This is a genomic window from Bosea vaviloviae (genome assembly GCF_001741865.1).
Classification (GTDB): Bacteria; Pseudomonadota; Alphaproteobacteria; order Rhizobiales; family Beijerinckiaceae; genus Allobosea; species Allobosea vaviloviae.
This window is the reverse complement of sequence record NZ_CP017147.1, coordinates 4,791,774-4,809,003: the sequence shown is the minus strand read 5'-3', so window position 1 is coordinate 4,809,003 and position 17,230 is coordinate 4,791,774. Positions and strand designations below refer to the sequence as shown.

At 65.9% G+C, this 17,230-nt stretch carries 12 protein-coding genes; 6 read left to right on the top strand and 6 right to left on the bottom strand.

Going from position 1 to position 17,230, the window contains the following annotated elements; genetic code table 11:
- Positions 1-117: 117 nt before the first annotated feature.
- Entirely contained in the window at positions 118-3,396 is a 3,279-nt protein-coding gene (locus BHK69_RS22010; protein WP_083269610.1) for an autotransporter outer membrane beta-barrel domain-containing protein, read from the top strand.
- 52 nt (positions 3,397-3,448) lie between these two features.
- Here BHK69_RS22010 and BHK69_RS22005 read toward each other — a convergent pair whose 3' ends face one another.
- From BHK69_RS22005 to BHK69_RS21995, 3 genes are all read right to left on the bottom strand, one after another.
- Positions 3,449-4,588: an ABC transporter substrate-binding protein gene (locus tag BHK69_RS22005; protein WP_069691960.1), complete on the bottom strand. Its 1,140-nt coding sequence runs from the start codon at positions 4,586-4,588 to the stop codon at positions 3,449-3,451.
- Between the two features lie 511 nt (positions 4,589-5,099).
- Positions 5,100-5,783: a GntR family transcriptional regulator gene (locus BHK69_RS22000; RefSeq protein WP_069691959.1), complete on the bottom strand. Its 684-nt coding sequence runs from the start codon at positions 5,781-5,783 to the stop codon at positions 5,100-5,102.
- Positions 5,784-5,822: 39 nt separating this feature from the next.
- Entirely contained in the window at positions 5,823-6,659 is an 837-nt protein-coding gene (locus BHK69_RS21995; RefSeq protein ID WP_069691958.1) for an isocitrate lyase/PEP mutase family protein, read from the bottom strand.
- 157 nt (positions 6,660-6,816) lie between these two features.
- Here BHK69_RS21995 and BHK69_RS21990 point away from each other — a divergent pair, with 157 nt between their 5' ends.
- The 3 genes from BHK69_RS21990 to BHK69_RS21980 all read left to right on the top strand — a co-directional run bounded on the left by BHK69_RS21990 (position 6,817) and on the right by BHK69_RS21980 (position 10,795).
- Entirely contained in the window at positions 6,817-8,256 is a 1,440-nt protein-coding gene (locus BHK69_RS21990; RefSeq protein WP_244548277.1) for an FAD-binding oxidoreductase, read from the top strand.
- Between the two features lie 200 nt (positions 8,257-8,456).
- The gene (gene ssb, locus BHK69_RS21985; RefSeq protein ID WP_069691957.1) at positions 8,457-8,999 is read left to right on the top strand and encodes a single-stranded DNA-binding protein; all 543 of its coding nucleotides are present in this window, start codon (positions 8,457-8,459) and stop codon (positions 8,997-8,999) included.
- A 209-nt stretch (positions 9,000-9,208) separates the two neighbouring features.
- Complete coding sequence (locus BHK69_RS21980; protein WP_069691956.1) at positions 9,209-10,795, top strand: ABC transporter substrate-binding protein; 1,587 nt, start codon at positions 9,209-9,211, stop codon at positions 10,793-10,795.
- A 134-nt stretch (positions 10,796-10,929) separates the two neighbouring features.
- Here BHK69_RS21980 and BHK69_RS21975 read toward each other — a convergent pair whose 3' ends face one another.
- Entirely contained in the window at positions 10,930-11,400 is a 471-nt protein-coding gene (locus BHK69_RS21975; RefSeq protein ID WP_069693877.1) for a VOC family protein, read from the bottom strand.
- A gap of 187 nt (positions 11,401-11,587) precedes the next feature.
- On the opposite strand from BHK69_RS21975, the gene BHK69_RS21970 reads away from it, so the two are divergent.
- Entirely contained in the window at positions 11,588-12,703 is a 1,116-nt protein-coding gene (locus BHK69_RS21970) for a M20 family metallopeptidase (RefSeq protein ID WP_069691955.1), read from the top strand.
- 294 nt (positions 12,704-12,997) lie between these two features.
- On the opposite strand, the gene gyrA is transcribed toward BHK69_RS21970, so the two are convergent.
- Positions 12,998-15,763 carry a DNA gyrase subunit A gene (gene gyrA / locus BHK69_RS21965; protein WP_069691954.1) on the bottom strand — a complete coding sequence of 922 codons (2,766 nt, stop codon included), beginning with the start codon at positions 15,761-15,763 and terminating at the stop codon, positions 12,998-13,000.
- Positions 15,764-15,971: 208 nt separating this feature from the next.
- Positions 15,972-16,469, bottom strand: coding sequence for a hypothetical protein (locus tag BHK69_RS21960; protein WP_148663538.1), 498 nt, complete (start codon positions 16,467-16,469; stop codon positions 15,972-15,974).
- 86 nt (positions 16,470-16,555) lie between these two features.
- Here BHK69_RS21960 and BHK69_RS21955 point away from each other — a divergent pair, with 86 nt between their 5' ends.
- Positions 16,556-17,188, top strand: a complete 633-nt coding sequence (locus tag BHK69_RS21955; protein ID WP_069691952.1) for a MarC family protein — start codon at positions 16,556-16,558, stop codon at positions 17,186-17,188.
- The last annotated feature ends 42 nt before the right edge of the window (positions 17,189-17,230 follow it).

The window sequence follows — 17,230 nt, the reverse complement described above, 5'->3', positions numbered from 1 at the left end:
GGGCTCGCTCTTGTGCCGGACTGACCTATCGGAATTTCCGATCAGGTTCGTCCTGAAGAGCCGCGCTGTTTGCTCGTCCGAAGAGCCGCTCTCTCACTTCGATCTGGAGCCTCTTCGATGAGTTCTGCCGCGATCTGTCCTGCCCGCGATGTGCGCGTTTCCCTGACATCACGTCGTCGCGTGTTGTTGTGCAGCACGGCGCTGGTCGCGGCCGCGCTGGTCATGTTCGAGGCGCCGGCAGCAATAGCGCAGACCTTCACGGTCACCACGGGAACGACCGACAATACCGCCAAGACGCTGAACGGGACGCAGACCGGAACCGTCGAGGCCGGCGGCACCCTGAGCACTTCGGGCGCGACCGTGGCAGTGACCTGGAACAACACCGCCAGCAATGTGATCCTGACCAATCGCGGCATCATCGAGCAAACCGGCACGGGGCGTGCGGTCGACACCTCGGGCGGCACCCTGACGCCGCGCAACTACACATTCGTCAACGAGGCGGGCGCCATCCTGCGCTCGACCCAGAACGACGCCGTCCGCATCAACACGGCCGTGACCGGCAGCACCATCCTGATCGACAATGCCGGGCTGATCCGGGCGGGCGGAACCGGCTATGCGGGGCTCGGGCAGGCGCTCGATCTGCGCGGGATCACCGCGACCTCGGGCAACAGCGTCAGCATCATCAACCGCGCGACCGGCATCATCGAATCCTTGACCGATGACGCGGTCAGGCCGGGCCAGGCGACCTCGATCAGCAATTCCGGGATCATCCGCAGCTTCGGGGCCAACACCTCCGGCGGCGCCAACGGCACGGCCGATGGCATCGATGCGGGCGGGCGTACCGGGATCGTGGTCACCAACACCGGCACCGGGCTGATCTCGGGCGCGCGCCACGGCATCACCGCCGATACCGACATCACGGTGTTCAACCTGGCCGGCGGCACGATCATCGGGCGCAACGGTTCCGGCGTTGGCTCGGACGGCGCCGGCACGGTGACGAATTACGGCACCATCACCGGGGCCTATGCCGGGGCCGGCAACATCTTCAACTCGGACGGCACCGCTTCGTTGAACGGGGATGGCGACGGCGTCGACATCGACCTGATCGGCACGGTGCGCAATTTCGGCATCATCCAGGGCACCGGCGCCGGCGGCGTCGATTCCGGCGGCCGCCCCAACGGCTCCGAAGGTATCGCCATGGGCGGGGGCCTGATCGAGAACGCCTATGGCGCCCTGATCTCCGGCGCGACCAGGGGCATCCTCATCGATGACGGCGCCAATGGCTCGGCCTATGGCGCGATCACGATCAACAATGCCGGCACGATCCAGGGCCTTGCCGGTTCGGGCGTGACGGTCGTCGGCAATTTCGCCAATTCGGTCACCAATTCCGGCCTGATCTCGGGGACGGGTTCGGAGCCGGCGCTGTTCTTCAACGGCAATGGCAACAACACTGTCGTCAATACCGGCACGATCTCGGCGAGCGGCACGGGCCCCGCCATCCAGTTCGGCGACGGCAACAACAGCCTGACCAGCTCGGGCAAGATCACGGCTGCGAGCGCGGCCGGCACGGCGGTGCTGTTCGGCAACGGCAACAACAGCGTCACCATCCAGGGCGGCAGCATCACCGGCAATTTGAGGGCCGGCAGCGGCAGCAACACGCTGAACTTCGCGCTGGGCCAGGGTGGGGTTTTCACCCTCGACGGCAATATCAGCGGGTTCGCGACGACGCTGATCCAGTCGGGCGCCGTGCATATCAACGGCACGATCAGCGGCTCGTCGGGCCTGACTGTCGGCGCGGGCGGCATTCTCGGCGGCAACTCGACCTTGCCGAGCGTCACCATCGCCAGCGGCGGTACGATCTCGCCCGGCAACTCCATCGGTACCATCACGATCAACGGCAACCTGACGCTGAGCGCGGGATCGACTACGGTGATGGAAATCCAGGGCGCGGCGGCCGACCGCATCAACGTCAGCGGAACCGCGGCGCTTGCCGGCACGCTGCGGCTCGTGCCGCTGGCTGGCCCCTATGCCTTCAGGACGAATTATACGCTGATCTCGGCGCAGGGCGGCCGCTCCGGCAGCTTCGCCACGGTGGATACGCAGGGCTCGTTTGGCCCCGCGATCCGGACGAATGTGAGCTATACCGGCACGGATGTGCTGCTGAGCCTCGATCCCAACGCCATCCTCTCGGTGGTCGGCAGCACACCGCTCAGCCGCAACGCGCTCGGCGTCGCTGCGGGCTTCGACCGGGCCGTCGCCGGCGGGGCCGACCCGTCCGCCTATTTCAACCTCTACAACACCCAGGCCGGCGCCCTTCCGGGGGCGTTGAATTCGCTGTCGGGCGAGGTCCATACCAGCGCCAATACGATGGCGGTCCAGGCGTCCAACCAGTTTCTGGGCATGATGCTCGACCCCTTCGCCAATGGCCGTGACGGCGCGCTGGTCTCGGCCGCCGAGGCCGGGTTCGGCGCGGCGGCGTTCTCCGCCAGCCGCAGCGCAGTCGAGCTGCCGAGCGGCAAGGGGCCGCGGCCTGTCCTGCGCGAGGCGCCCAAAAACTATCGCGTCTGGGGTGCGGTGGCTGGCGGATCGGCCCGCCTCGATGGCGATACTGTCGCGGGCTCGGCCCGCAACAAGACGTCCGACGGGCATGTCGCTGTTGGCGTCGATGTCGCGATCCTGCCCGGCACGATCGCGGGCATCGCCGTCTCAGGCGGCCAGTCGGACGCGACGCTCGGCAACGGCATGGGTTCGGCCAACGCTGATGTCTATCAGGCCGGTCTCTACGGCATGACCCGGTTCGGGGCGTTCAGCTTGGGTGCGTCGGGCGCCTATTCCTCCCTGCAGGTCGAAACCAAGCGGGCGGTTCCGGTGCTCGGCGTCAATTCGGTCAAGGGCTCGTACCGGGCGGAAAGCTGGAGCGGGCGGCTGGAAGCGGCCTGGGCCGCCGCGACCTTCGCCGGCGTTACCTTGTCGCCCATCGCCGCGATCCAGGCGCAGAGCGTCAGGACGCCGGGCTTCACCGAAACGAATGGCTTCACGGGGGCGGCCTTCGGCGTGACCTCGCTTGGACGCACCAACAGCACCGTGCGCAGCGAATTGGGCGCGAAGCTCGGCTTCGACACCGTGCTCGCCGGGGCGCAGGTCAATCTCTACGCCAAGGCGGCCTGGGCGCATTACTATGTGCGCGATGCAGGGTTTTCGGCTGGTCTCGTCGGCCTGAGCGGCGCGAGCTTCGTCACCGAGGGGGCAAAGCCCGCCCGCGACGCGGCACTGCTCAGCGTCGGCGCGGATGTGAAGCTGAGCTCGCAGATGAGCCTGGGCGCGCGCCTCGACAGCGAATTGTCGTCGAGCACGACCAGCTATGCCGGCTCGCTCAGGCTGCGCTACGCCTTCTGAGACTTGGAACCGCGGCCGGGCCGGTCATGGGACCGGTCCGGCCGAGGCAGCCTCAGTTGCTGATCTTCGGCAGGCGGCCGATGATCTTCTGGCGGCCATCGACGACCTCGGCGAGGAAGCTTTCGCGCTGGACGTCGCCATTTTTGTCGAAGGTGGTCTCCATCAGGATGCCGGGCTCCTCGGCGGGCGTGATGGTGGCGCCGCGCAGGGTCGCGGCGAGCTTGGTCGGCTCGAACTTGCCTTGCTTCTCCGTCGCCCATTTCACGGCGTGGACCGCCATATAGCCTTTGATGCCGTTATGGTCGGGCAGGAAGTTGAAGCGCGCCTGGAAGCGCTTGCCGAACTCCTGCAAGGCCGGGATCGGGGCATCGATCGTCTGGCCGACATGGCCGCGCACGCCCTCCGCCGCCTTGCCGGCGAGCTCGATCACCTTGGAGCTGAGGATCGTGGTCTCGCCGATGATCGGCTTGCCGACCTTCTGGTCGTTCAGGGCGACGAGCAGCCGGGCGCTCTCCTCCTCGTTCAGATAGACGAAGACGGCGTCGGCCTGGACGTTCTTGATCTTGATCGCGTCATTGGTGAAATCGGCCTGGCCTTGCTCGGTCGAGAGGTCGGCAGCGACCTTGATGTCGCGGCTCGCAAGCTCCTTGACGATGGCGTCATGGCCGCCCTTGCCGAAGTCGTTATTGACCCAGACCACGGCGACCGACTTCACCTTGACCACGTCCTTGAGATAGGCCGCGATCTTGGGCATCGCCGCCGTCTGGCTGAGCGAGGTGCGGAAGATGAAGGGGTTGCCCTGCTGGGTGTAGGCCGCGCCGTCGCCGGCCGCGAGCTGGGCGATCTCGGCGCGCTGCGCCACCTGCATCGAGGCCAGGATCGAGCCGGTATAGACCGGGCCGAGCACGGCATGGGTGCCCTCGTCGATGGCGCGTTGCACGGCGGCGCGCGCATTGGCCGGATTGGTCTGGGTGTCGTAGGCGACGAAGTCGATCTTGCGGCCGAGAATGCCGCCCTTGGCGTTGATCTCCTCGACGGCGAGCTCGATCCCGCTCTTCCAATTGACGCCCGCCGTGGCGCCGGGGCCGGAGAGCTCGGCGATGGTGACGAGCTTGACCTTGTCCTGGGCGAGCGCCGGCGACGCAGCAGTGAGCGCAGCCGCCAATGCGACCGCCTTCAGCATGAACTTCATTGGATCCTCCCGAGATCACAGCGGCCTTGAATGGCTCTGGTCGCGATCATAATCCGTAGCACACTGTATGCAAGATGGATTTGCGTACAGTTGGTCTGGCGGGCGGCGGCCAGGATAGACTTATTGGGGAAGGGGCAGCGCGATCGCGGCGGGGAAGGGAGCGATGCGGCTGAACGGGGCTGTCTTGCTCGGAGCCCGCTCAGCCGCGCCGCCCTCATCTTGAGAGATTGGCCTGGAATGAAGCCAATGATTTGAATGGCTCTGTCTTGATCACCTGCGCGCCGTCATCCTGGGTTTCGCGCAGCGAAATCCCGGGATCCATCGGAGGGCTCCGGAACTCTACGATGGATCCCGGAGCTGCGCGGCTTCGCCGCTTGTCCAGGATGACGGTGCGGCAGACCGAAACAGATCAGAAGATTTTGATATTTCTATGTTAATTTTAGACATGGCTCTGAGGGACGTCGCAGGTCCGTCTCGAAGGATGAGGGCTCAGGGGTCTCCAAAGAGTCGCTCAGCCGGCGCTCGCGCGACGCAGGACATCGCCATAGGCGTCCCGGGCGCGCAGGATGTGCTGGCGCAGGAGGCCGTCGAGATCCGCCAGGCGGCCATTGGCGAAGGCCTCGACCATCAGGCGGTGCTCGCTCATGGAGCGGGCCTGCTCGCCTTCAAGCGGCACCGAGAGATGCGTGCGCAGCGCCGCGACCCGGCCCGAGACGCTGCGATAGGCATTGCCGAGATAACGGTTGCCGCAATGCAGGAAGAAGACCTCGTGGAAGCCGGTATCGGCGCGGGCATAATCATGGCGCGTGCCGCTGGCCTGGGCCGCATCCATGGCCGCGATCGCACCCGTCATGCCGTCCAGCGTCGCCTCCCGCGCCGTTGCCAGGCATTCGCGCAGCGCGTTGGTTTCCAGCATGAAGCGGAAGGTGCAGAGCTCGGCGACGTCCTCCGCCGTGGGCGCGAAGACGAAGGTGCCCTTCTTCGGCACAATGGTGACGAGGCCCTGGAGCTGGAGGCGGGCCAGCGCTTCGCGCACCGGCGTGCGGCTGACGCCGAGTGCGCTGCTCAGCGCATCCTCCGAGAGCGCCTCGCCGAAGCGCATCTCGGCGTCGATGATCGCCTTGCGCAGGCGTTCCTCGACGATGGTGACCAGCGATTTCGGCTGCTGGACCTTGAAACGCCTGATCGCCTTCATGCTCGTCACGTTTCGGCCCTCCGCGATTCGACGCCGGTATCAGGCATAATGCTCGCGGCCGAGAAAGGCTTCATAGCTCGGCAGATCCAGCATGTTGGCCTCCAGGCCGCGCGTGGTGCCGCTGCGCTTCAATTCGCGGGCGAAGGCCGTCATCATATGGGCGTAGGCGAGGGTGGACGAGACGGGATAGCTGAGCAGTTTGAAACCGATGCGGCCGAACTCTTCGGCAGTAAGTGAAGGCACGCGGCCCTCGACATAGTTGAACATCAGGGGCGCTTCGATCTCGCGCAGGGCCTGGCGCATCTCGTCTTCGGATTGCAGCATCTCCAGCAGGACGAGATCGGCCCCGGCCTGCGCATAAGCCTTCCCGCGCGTGATCGCCTCGTCGAGGCCCAGCGGCAGGCGCGCATCCGAGCGCCCGATGATCAGGAAATCGGGATCGCGCCGTGTCGCGACAGCGATGCGGATCTTCTCGGCATGCTCCTCGCGCGAGACCAGGGCAAGGCCGGCCATGGCGCCGCAGCGTTTGGGCGTGACCTGGTCCTCGAGATGGATCGCGGCGACGCCTGCGGCCTCGTATTCGGCGACCGTGCGGGCGACGTTGTTGAGGTTGCCATAGCCGGTGTCGGCATCCGCGATGACCGGAACCGGGACGGCGGCGGCCAAGGCGCGGCCGCGCGCCACCATCTCGGTCATGGTCAGGAGGCCGATATCGGGCGCGCCGATCAGGCTGGCGGAGAGGCCGTTGCCGGTCATGTAGACCGCCTCGAAGCCGGCCTGCGCGATGGCCCGCGCGCCGATCGCATCATGGCAGCCGGGGGCGACGACGAGGCCGGGCTGGCGCAGCCTGTCGGCGAGGGAATGGCGAGGGCTCACGGCAATCTCCGTCCTGTATGCAAGATACAGAGCCTTGCACGAGATGGGCTTGTATGCCAGTCCTCGGTGACGCCGGGACGGGGCGCAGCCGCGCCCGCTCGAGCCCGTTTCGACCCGAACCAGTTTCGACCCGCCCGTTTCGATCGGAGACGCCGCCGTGACAGCCGTCCTGCCAGCCTCGCGCTCCCTCGATACGGCTCCCGCGGCGGGCGGGCTCGCCCCGGCGCTGGCGGAGGCGCTGCGCGCGTTGCTTGGCGCCCGCTTCTCGACCTCGCTGGCCGAGCGCGAGCATCATGGCCGCGGCGAATCCTACCATGCCAGCCGCCCGCCCGATGCCGTCTGCAGGGCGCAGTCGACCGAGGAGGTCGCGGGGATCGTGCGGCTTTGCGCTGAGCACGAGACCCCCGTGATCGCCTTCGGCGCGGGCACCTCGTTGGAGGGCCATATCGCGGCCTTGCAGGGCGGGGTGAGCCTCGATCTCTCCGGCATGACGCGGATCCTGGCGATCCGGCCGGAGGATTTCGACGCGACGGTCGAGGCCGGCGTCACCCGCCAGCAACTCGATGCCGCGCTGCGCGATGTCGGGCTGTTCTTCCCGGTCGATCCGGGCGCCGAATGCACGCTGGGCGGAATGGCGGCGACGCGCGCCTCGGGCACCAATGCGGTGCGCTACGGCACGATGCGCGAGAATGTGGTGACGCTTACCGTGGTGATGGCCGATGGGCGCATCATCAAGACCGGCGGGCGGGCGCGCAAATCCTCGGCCGGCTACGATCTGACCCGGCTGTTCGTCGGCTCGGAGGGAACGCTCGGGATCATCACCGAGGTGACGCTGCGCCTGCACCCGTTGCCCGAGGCCGTCTCGGCGCTGGTCTGCTCCTTCGCCACAGTGGCGGGCGCGGTCGAGGCCGTTACGGCGGTGATCCAATGCGCCGTGCCGGTGGCGCGGGTGGAACTGGTCGATGCGCGGGCGATCGCGGCGGTGAACCGGCATTCGAAGCTGGAGCTCGCGGAGACACCGACCCTGTTCTTCGAGCTGCATGGCAGCCCCTCCGAGGTCGAGCAGCAGGCCAGGACGGTGGAGGGGATCGTCGGCGAGCATGGCGCGACGCATCTCGCCTGGGCGACCGACGCGGAAGAGCGGCGCCGGCTCTGGCGCGCCCGGCACAACATCCATTACGCGCTGCAGGCGATGCGCCCGGATGCGCGGATCTGGAGCACCGATGTCTGCGTACCGATCTCGCAGCTCGCGCCCTGCCTTGCGGCAACGCAGGACGACATCGAGGCGGCGAGCTTCTATATCGGCACGGTCGGCCATGTCGGCGACGGCAATTTCCATCTCGGCCTGGTGATCGACCCGAACTCGCCAGCCGAGCTGGCTGAAGCGAAACGCCTGAACGAACGCCTGATCGAGCGCGCCATCGCCTGCGACGGCACCTGCACCGGCGAGCATGGCATCGGTTATGGCAAGGCGCAGTTCATGGAGCGCGAGCATGGCGAGGCGGTCGACGTCATGCGCGCGATCAAGCAGGCGCTCGACCCGCTCGGCATCCTCAATCCTGGCAAGGTCCTGCCCGACAAGCTTCTGCCCGACTAGATCCTGCCGGAGTCGGCCGCACTTCGGAGCTGATCGCGGCAGCTTCGAGCTCCGGCAAAATCGAATCACGAATTCCGGGGACAACCCTGGCGAAGGCTCTTGAACAAAGCAAGAACATCGTTGATAGTGGCGTCACGGATCGGTAGGGTCCGGCTCCGGTCGATGGCCGGTTTCGATGTGCGCAGGAAATGGAGCCTCTCATGGCTGGTAGCGTCAACAAGGTCATTCTGGTCGGCAATCTCGGGCGCGATCCCGAGGTACGGCGTCTCGGCAGCGGCGAACCCGTGGTCAATCTGCGGATCGCGACCTCCGAAACCTGGCGCGACAAGCAGTCGGGCGAGAAGAAGGAGCGCACCGAGTGGCACTCGGTGGTGATCTTCAACGAGAACCTCGCCAAGGTCGCCGAGCAATATCTGAAGAAGGGCTCGAAGATCTATATCGAGGGCCAGCTCCAGACCCGCAAATGGCAGGATCAGTCGGGTGTCGAGAAATACACCACCGAGATCGTGCTGCAGCGCTTCCGTGGTGAACTGACCATCCTCGACAGCCGGGGGCAGGGCGGTTCGGACGAATATGGCGAAGGCAGCGGCGCGATGGAGGATCGCTCGGGCGGCGGCAGCTCCTTTGGCCGGTCGAGCCCGATGGGCGGCGGCGCTGCACCGCGCCAGCCCGCCATGGCGGGTGGCGGCGGCGGTGGCGGCCGTTCATCCTCGACCCATCTCGACGACGATATTCCGTTCTAGGCCGTTCCAGGCTCCGGGCGGCGAGAGAAGTCGGCTTTTCGCTTAGGCAAGCATTCAAAACGGGCGGTTCGGACGAGGTCCGGGCCGCCCTTTTTTGATCGTCTCCCCCGGTGCGGCCGCCGCGCATTGGCATGCCGCTTGCCTGATCCTTGCCGCAGGATAGGCTCTCGCTTGTGCTGCACTTCCGGTTCAGCGAGAGGAGGTCGATCATGCCGACACGGCGTAGGTTTATTCAGCTTGGCGCCGCGGCGCTGGCCTTGCCCGCTCCGAATATCGGGCGTGCGGCCGACAAGAGCGTGCTGAAATTCGTGCCGCAGGCCGATCTCGCCGTGGTCGATCCGATCTGGACGACGGCGACGGTGACGCGCAACCACGCCTTCATGGTCTACGATACGCTGTTTGGGCAGGACGAAACCTACAAGGCCCAGCCGCAAATGGCCGAGGGCGCGGTTGCCGATGCCGACGGCAAGGTCTGGACGATCAAGCTGCGCGACGGTCTCGTCTTTCATGACGGCGCGCGCGTACTGGCCCGCGACTGCGTGGCGAGCCTGAAGCGCTGGGGCAAGCGCGATTCCTTCGGCCAGACGCTGCTGGGTTTGACCGACGAACTCACGGCCGTCGACGACAAGACGCTGCAATTCCGCTTGAAGAAGCCGTTCCCGCTCCTGCCCGATGCGCTCGCCAAGATGACCGCCTTCATGCCGGTGATCATGCCGGAGCGGCTGGCGAACACTGACGCCTTCACCCAGGTCACCGAGGTCATCGGCAGCGGCCCGTTCCGCTTCGTCGCGGCTGAGCGCCAATCGGGCAGCCGTGCCGTCTATGAGAAGTTCGCCGGCTATGTTCCGCGCAGCGGTGGCGTGCCCGGCCGCACCGCCGGGCCCAAGATCGTGAATTTCGACCGGGTCGAATGGCACACGCTGCCCGACCCCGCGACGGCGGCGGCCGCGCTGCAGAGCGGCGAGATCGACTGGGTCGAGCAGCCCTTGCCCGATCTGCTGCCGATGCTGGCGAAGAATCCCGCAATCGAGGTCGTGATCAAGGAGACGACTGGTGCGGTTGCGATCATGCGGATGAACCACCTGCATCCGCCCTTCGACAATCCGGCGATCCGCCGCGCGATCCTGCTGGCGATCGACCAGTCCGAGTTCATGGAAGCGGTCGGCGGACCCGACAAGAGCCTGTGGCGCCCTGGCGTCGGCGTCTTCCCGCCGGGCACGCCACTGGCGAGCGATGCCGGCATGGAGGTGCTCAACGGCCCGCGCGACCCGGCTAAGGTCAAGCAGGCGCTGGCGGCGGCCGGCTATAATGGCGAGAAGGTTGTGCTGCTCGGCGTCACCGACCTCGCCAATCTCAAGGCCGAATGCGAGGTCGCCAACGAGATGCTGATGCGCATCGGCATGAATGTCGACTATCAGGCCATGGATTGGGGCACCGTCGTGGCGCGGCGCGCCAAGAAGGAGCCGCCGGCGCAGGGCGGCTGGAACTGCTTCTTCACCGGCTGGGCCGGGCTCGACATGTTCGATCCCGTCGGCCATCTCTCGCTGCGCGGCAATGGCGCCAATGCCTGGCCGGGTTGGCCGGTGGCGCCCAAGATCGAGGCGCTGCGCGATGCCTGGATCGAGGCGCCCGACCTTGCCGCGCAGAAGGCGATCGCGGCCGATATCCAGAAACAGGTCTTCGAGGACGTGCCCTATGCGCCGCTCGGCCAGTATTTCCAGCCGACGGCCTATCGCAAGACGCTGACCGGTGTGCTGGCGAGCTTCCCGACCTTCTGGAACGTCAAGCGGGTGTGAGGGGAGAGGCCTGAAGCCATTGTAGAGCGTCATTCTCGGGCTTGTGCCCTGAGAATCTCATGACCAGAGGGTTCTGGTTTACGAGATGGTCGGGTCAAGCCCGACCATGACGCGCTTCACATATGGGAGATCGCTCACCCCGCCGCGGCGCGCTCCAGCGCAGCGATGTCGATCTTGGTCATCTGCATCATGGCCTGCATGACCCGGCCTGCCTTGGCGGGGTCCGGGTCCATGTTGAGTTCCAGCAGCCGGTCGGGCGTGACCTGCCAGGACAGGCCGTATTTGTCCTTGAGCCAGCCGCATTGGCTGGTCTGGCCGCCTTCGCCAAGCTTCTCCCAGAAATAATCGACCTCCTCCTGCGAGCCGCAATGGATCAGGAGCGAGATCGCTTCGGTGAACTTGAAATGCGGCCCGCCGTTCAGCGCGGTGAACTGCATGCCCTCGAGCTCGAAGAATGCGCAGAGCACGCTGCCCTTGGGGCCGGGACCCGCATCGCCGCAGCGCATCACGCGGCCGGCCTTCGCGTTCTTGAAGACCGAGAGATAGAAGGCGACTGCCTCCTCGGCCTGATTGTCGAACCACAGGAAGGGCGTGATCTTCTGGATGCTGGGCATGTTGTCTCCGTCGGGGCTGTCGCGGTGGGGTTGGTTACCGTCTCTACTTAACCATATGGTTAAGTAGAGACGGTACGTGATGTCAACCCGCAATCGCAGCTCGCCATGCGGTGAGGGCAGGGGTGCCGCGCCAGGCCGCGTCCTTGCTTGCGCCATGCTTCTTGGCGAAGCTCGCGGCATGAGCACCGTCGATCCCACCATCTCCGCCCTGTCCGTCTGGCTTGCCCTGGAGAGCCCGACCCATCATGCGCCCGGCGTGAACGGGATGATGGATCTCGTCGCCAAGGAGGTCGAAGGGTTGCCGATCGCGGTCGAGCGCTTGCCGGGCCGCGACGGGCTCGGCGACAGCCTGATCTTGCGCGCCGGCCCCAATAATGGCGAGCTTGCCGTCGCGGTGATGTCGCATCTCGACACGGTCCATCCGGTCGGCACGAGCGCCAAGGATCTGCCGGTGCGCGTCGAGGGCGACAAGCTTTATGGGCCGGGCGCCTGCGACATGAAGGGCGGGGCCTGGCTTGCGCTGCAGGCCTTCAAGGAGGTCGCGATCGCGGGCTCGGCCAAGCGGCCGATGGTCTTCCTGTTCACGCCCGATGAGGAGATCGGCTCGCCGACGACGCGCGGCGTGATCGAGGAGATCGGGCGCAAATCGGCAGCCGTTCTGGTGACGGAGCCGGCACGCGATGGCGGCCGGATCGTCACCGCGCGCAAGGGCGTCGGCCGCTTCGACGTCAGGCTCGAGGGCAGGCCCGCCCATTCCGGAACGCGCCATGCCGATGGCCGCAGCGCCATCCGCGAGGCGGCGCATCAGATCCTGGCGATCGAGGGCATGACCGATTATGCGCGCGGCATCACGACCTCGGTCGCGCTGGTCGGCGGCGGCACCGCGGCCAATGTGATTCCGCAGCACGCCTGGTTTTCCGTCGATTGCCGCGTCACCAGCCTTGCCGATGGTGTGATGATGGAGAACCGCATCATCGACTTGGCGCCGCGCGATCCTGATGTCGTGATCAAGGTCACGGGCGGGATGAACCGGCCGCCTTACGAGAAGTCGACCGCTGTGGCCGGGCTGTTCGAGACGGCGCGCGGCATTGCGGCGGGGATCGGCTTCGACCTGCAGGATGTGCCGATGACGGGCGGCGGCTCGGACGGCAATTTCACCGCGGCGCTGGGCATCCCCACGCTGGACGGCCTCGGCATCGATGGCGGCGGCGCCCATACGCTCGCCGAATTCGGGCTGGTCTCCTCGATCGCGCCGCGCCGGGCGCTGATCAAGGGTCTGCTGGAGACGATTTGAGGGGGGGCGGCCCTGTCGGATATCGAAAGAGCGCGGGGAACCCCTCTCCTGTAAGGAGAGGGGCAGGGGTGAGGTGTAGGCCCCTGGACCAGTAGCGTGATATCGCCACAGCGAAGCAGCGGTGAGGTCACGGCCAAAGCGTCAAACGGCCGACCCCTCACCCTGCCCTCTCACTGAACCCGGGTATACCCGGGTTCAGCACTTGGAGTGTCGAAGTCGGGTAGACCCGACTTCGATGCGGGAGAGGGTTCTCTGTCGAGGTTCCCGTGCTGGCTGGGAACAGCGGCGAGGGGATCACTCCCCGCTGCTCTCCTCCGGCGCCGGGCCGGCCTCGGCCTCGCCTTCGCCCTCATCGTCCCCGCCATCGTCGCTGACGCGTTCGACCGAGACGACCTTCTCGCCGTCGGCGGTGTTGAAGATGGTGACGCCCTGCGTCGAGCGGCCCTTGACGCCGATCTGGTCGACCGGGCAGCGGATGAGCTGGCCGCCATCGGTCACCAGCATGATCTGGTCGCTCTCCTCCACCGGGAAGGAGGCGATCAGATTGCCGTTGCGCTCGGTGGTGGCCATGGCGACGATGCCTTTGCCGCCGCGCCCGGTGATCCGGTACTCATAGGCCGAGGTGCGCTTGCCATAGCCGTTCACCGAGAGGGTCAGGATGACCTCCTCGGCCTCGGAGAGCTCGACATAGCGCTCCTGGCTGATCTCGGCATTGCCGGTCGCTTCTTCGCCGTCGCTCGCCGTGGTGTCCTCGCCGATCTCGCCGGCGATGGCGCGGCGCAGCTTGAGATAGGCCTGGCGGGTCTCGCCGTCGGCCTCGACATGGCGCAGGATCGCCATCGAGATGACGATGTCGCCCGAAGCCAGGTTGATGCCGCGCACGCCGGTGGAATCGCGGCCCTTGAAGACGCGGACCTCCGGCACCGGGAAGCGGATGCACTGGCCCAGCGCCGTGGTCAGCAGCACGTCGTTGTCCTCGGTGCAGATCTGCACGTCGACGATGGCGTCGCCCTCATCGAGCTTCATCGCGATCTTGCCGGCGCGGTTGACGTTGACGAAGTCCGACAGCTTGTTGCGCCTGACCCCGCCCGAGGCGGTGGCGAACATCACGTCGAGCTTCTCCCAGCTCTCCTCATCCTCCGGCAGCGGCATGATCGTGGTGATGCGCTCGCTCTGGTCGAGCGGCAGCATGTTGACCAGCGCCTTGCCGCGCGCGTTCGGCGCCGCCAGCGGCAGCCGCCAGACCTTCTCCTTGTAGACCTGGCCATGCGAGGAGAAGAACAGCACCGGTGTGTGCGTCGAGGCAACGAAGAGACGCGCGACGAAATCCTCGTCGCGGGTCGCCATGCCGGAACGGCCCTTGCCGCCGCGCTTCTGCGCCCGATAGGTCGAGAGCGGCACGCGCTTGATGTAGCCGGCATGAGACACGGTGACGACCATGTCCTCGCGCGCGATCAGATCCTCGTCGTCGAGGTCGGAACCCCAATCCTGGATCACCGTGCGGCGCGGCGTGGCGAAGGCGGCCTTCACCGCGGCGAGCTCGTCCTTGATGATCGTCTGGATGCGGACGCGCGAACGCAGGATGTCGAGATAATCGGCGATCTCGGTGGCGAGCTTCGACAGCTCCTCGCCGATTTCGTCGCGGCCCAGAGCCGTCAGGCGGGCGAGGCGCAGTTCGAGGATCGCCTTGGCCTGGGCGTCCGACAGCTTGTAGGTGCCGTCGGCATTCATCGGATGGCGCGGATCGTCGACCAGCGCGATCAGCGGCGCGATGTCTTCTGCCGGCCAGTTGCGCTCCATCAATGAAGCATGGGCGGCGGCCGGCGTCGGCGCGGTCCGGATCAGGCGGATGACCTCGTCGATATTGGCAACCGCGGTGGCGAGGCCGCAGAGCACATGGGCGCGCTCGCGGGCCTTGTTGAGCAGGAAGCGGGTGCGCCGCGAGACGACCTCTTCGCGGAACTCGACGAAGGCCGCGATGAAGTCCTTGAGGTTCAGGACCTCCGGTCGGCCGCCGGTCAACGCCACCATATTGGCGCCAAACGAGGTCTGCAGCGGGGTGAAGCGGTAGAGCTGGTTCAGCACGACATCGGCGACCGCATCGCGCTTGATCTCGATGACGACGCGGACGCCCTCGCGGCTGGATTCGTCGCGCAGGTCCGAGATGCCCTCGATGCGCTTCTCACGCACCAGATCGGCGATCTTCTCGACCATCGAGGCCTTGTTCACCTGATAGGGAACCTCGGTGACGATGATCGCCTCGCGCTCCTTGCGCAGTTCCTCGATATGCGTCTTCGAACGCATCACGATCGAGCCGCGGCCGGTATGATAGGCGGAGTGGATGCCGCTGCGGCCCATGATCGAGGCGCCGGTCGGGAAATCCGGGCCGGGCACGATCTCGATCAATTCGTCGATCGAGATCTCGGGGTTCTCGATCAAGGCAATGCAGGCATCGATGACCTCGCCGAGATTATGCGGCGGAATATTGGTCGCCATGCCGACCGCGATGCCGCCGGCGCCGTTGACGAGCAGATTGGGGAAGCGCGCCGGCAGGACCTTCGGCTCAAGCTCCTTGCCGTCATAGTTCGGCTGGAACTCGACCGTGTCGAGGTCGAGATCCTCCAGCAGCGACATCGCCGCCTTGTCGAGCCTGGCTTCGGTATAACGATCGGCCGCGGCGCTATCGCCGTCCATCGAGCCGAAATTGCCCTGGCCGTCGATCAGCGGCAGACGCAGCGAGAAATCCTGCGCCATGCGCACCAGTGCGTCATAGACCGCGAGATTGCCGTGCGGATGGTATTTACCCATCGTGTCGCCGACGATGCGGGCGCATTTGGTGTAGGACCGGTCGGGCGTGTTCTTGTTCTCGTGCATCGAGAACAGGATGCGCCGATGCACCGGCTTCAGGCCGTCGCGGACGTCGGGCAGAGCGCGGCTCACAATCACGCTCATGGCGTAATCGAGATAGCTCTTCTTCATCTCGTCGGTGATCGCGATCGGCTTGATGTCGCCGCCGAAATGCGGCTCGTCCGGGCGCTTGTCGTCTGTGTCGTCGCTCAAGGGATTGGGTCCCGATTCCTGCTATTTTTCAGGCTTCTGGCTACCCGATTTCGGACCTGTGCGCCAGCGAAACAGCTCGATCTCAACACGAAAATTTCTTATTTTAAATCAATATGTTAGATTGTGTTTCCGAATCGATTTCGGAGGCTCTGCAGCAATCCTGCCGCAATTGGCCTAAGAGCAGGCGCGATCGAACGACGACGGCCTGTCACCAAAGCCTGCGAAGCGGGGCGCACCTGGGAATCCATGGAGCGAAACGCCAGAAGCCCAGGGCAAGGTCGTTGCTGTCGCATGCGATCCGGTCGAACGGTATTCGGAAGCCCCAGCGTTTGCCTGCCCACATTGCAATCGGATTGCGCCGCATTATCCCGAGCGCTTCGGGGTCGGCGATCTTGATCGACAGAATCGGGCGGTCGTCTTCTGGGGGCGGCAGCGAATAGCTCTCGATCGCCGCCCACGGTATCCTTCGTTCGGAAAGCGCAGCGACAAATATGCCATCACGGTCGAAAGACAACTTGACCGAGTTGTTGAACGCACCGGCGAGCGTGCGGACGGTGTAGAAAAGTAGATAAAGGGCGAGGGCCACGGCCGCGATCCGGAACAATCCCCAGGGTTCACTCGATTTGAACATGCGATAGATGAGCCAAGCGCAAATCGCCATAGTGCCGAGCGAGCGCCAAAGGTCTTCGCGATGCCGCAGATTCATGCCGGTAACATCGTTGCGATCGTTTGATAGCATCAAGTGCCACAGAACTCAGTTCTCAGAAAACATACTATCATGAGTTGTGCGCAATGAATCTCGATTTCCTCACCTCTGCGCTGGTGACGCTTCTGGTCACGCTCGACCCGCCAGGGCTCGCGCCGATCTTCCTGTCGCTGACGCGCGGCATGACGGGTGACGAGCGCAGGCAGGTCGCGGTTCGCGCCTGCATCATCGCATTCGGCATCATGGCCTTCTTCGGCGTGGCGGGAGACATCGTGCTGAAGGCGCTCGGCGTCTCGCTGCCGGCCTTCCGCATCGCCGGCGGTTTGCTGCTGTTCTGGATCTCGTTCGAGATGGTGTTCGAGCGCCGCAACGAGCGCAAGGCGCAGACCGCCGAGATCGCGATCACGCAGGACCATATCCGCAATGTCGCGGCCTTCCCGCTGGCGATCCCGCTGATGGCGGGACCGGGCGCGCTGACGGCGATGATGCTGCTGGCTGGCAGGGCCGAGGGCAACCCGCTTATGCTGGCCTCGCTCGCCGTGATCTGTGGCCTGGTGATCCTGTCCTGCCTCGTCGTCTTCCTGCTGGCGGTGCCGATGGCGCGCCTGCTCGGCGTTACCGGCAATGTCGTGCTGACGCGCCTGCTCGGCGTGATCCTGGCGGCGCTCGCGGTGCAGTTCGTGATCGATGGGGTGAAGGCGGTGATCACGGCGGGGTAGGGCGGTTCGCTCCGTCCCGGTGCTGACCAAATAGGAAGAGCC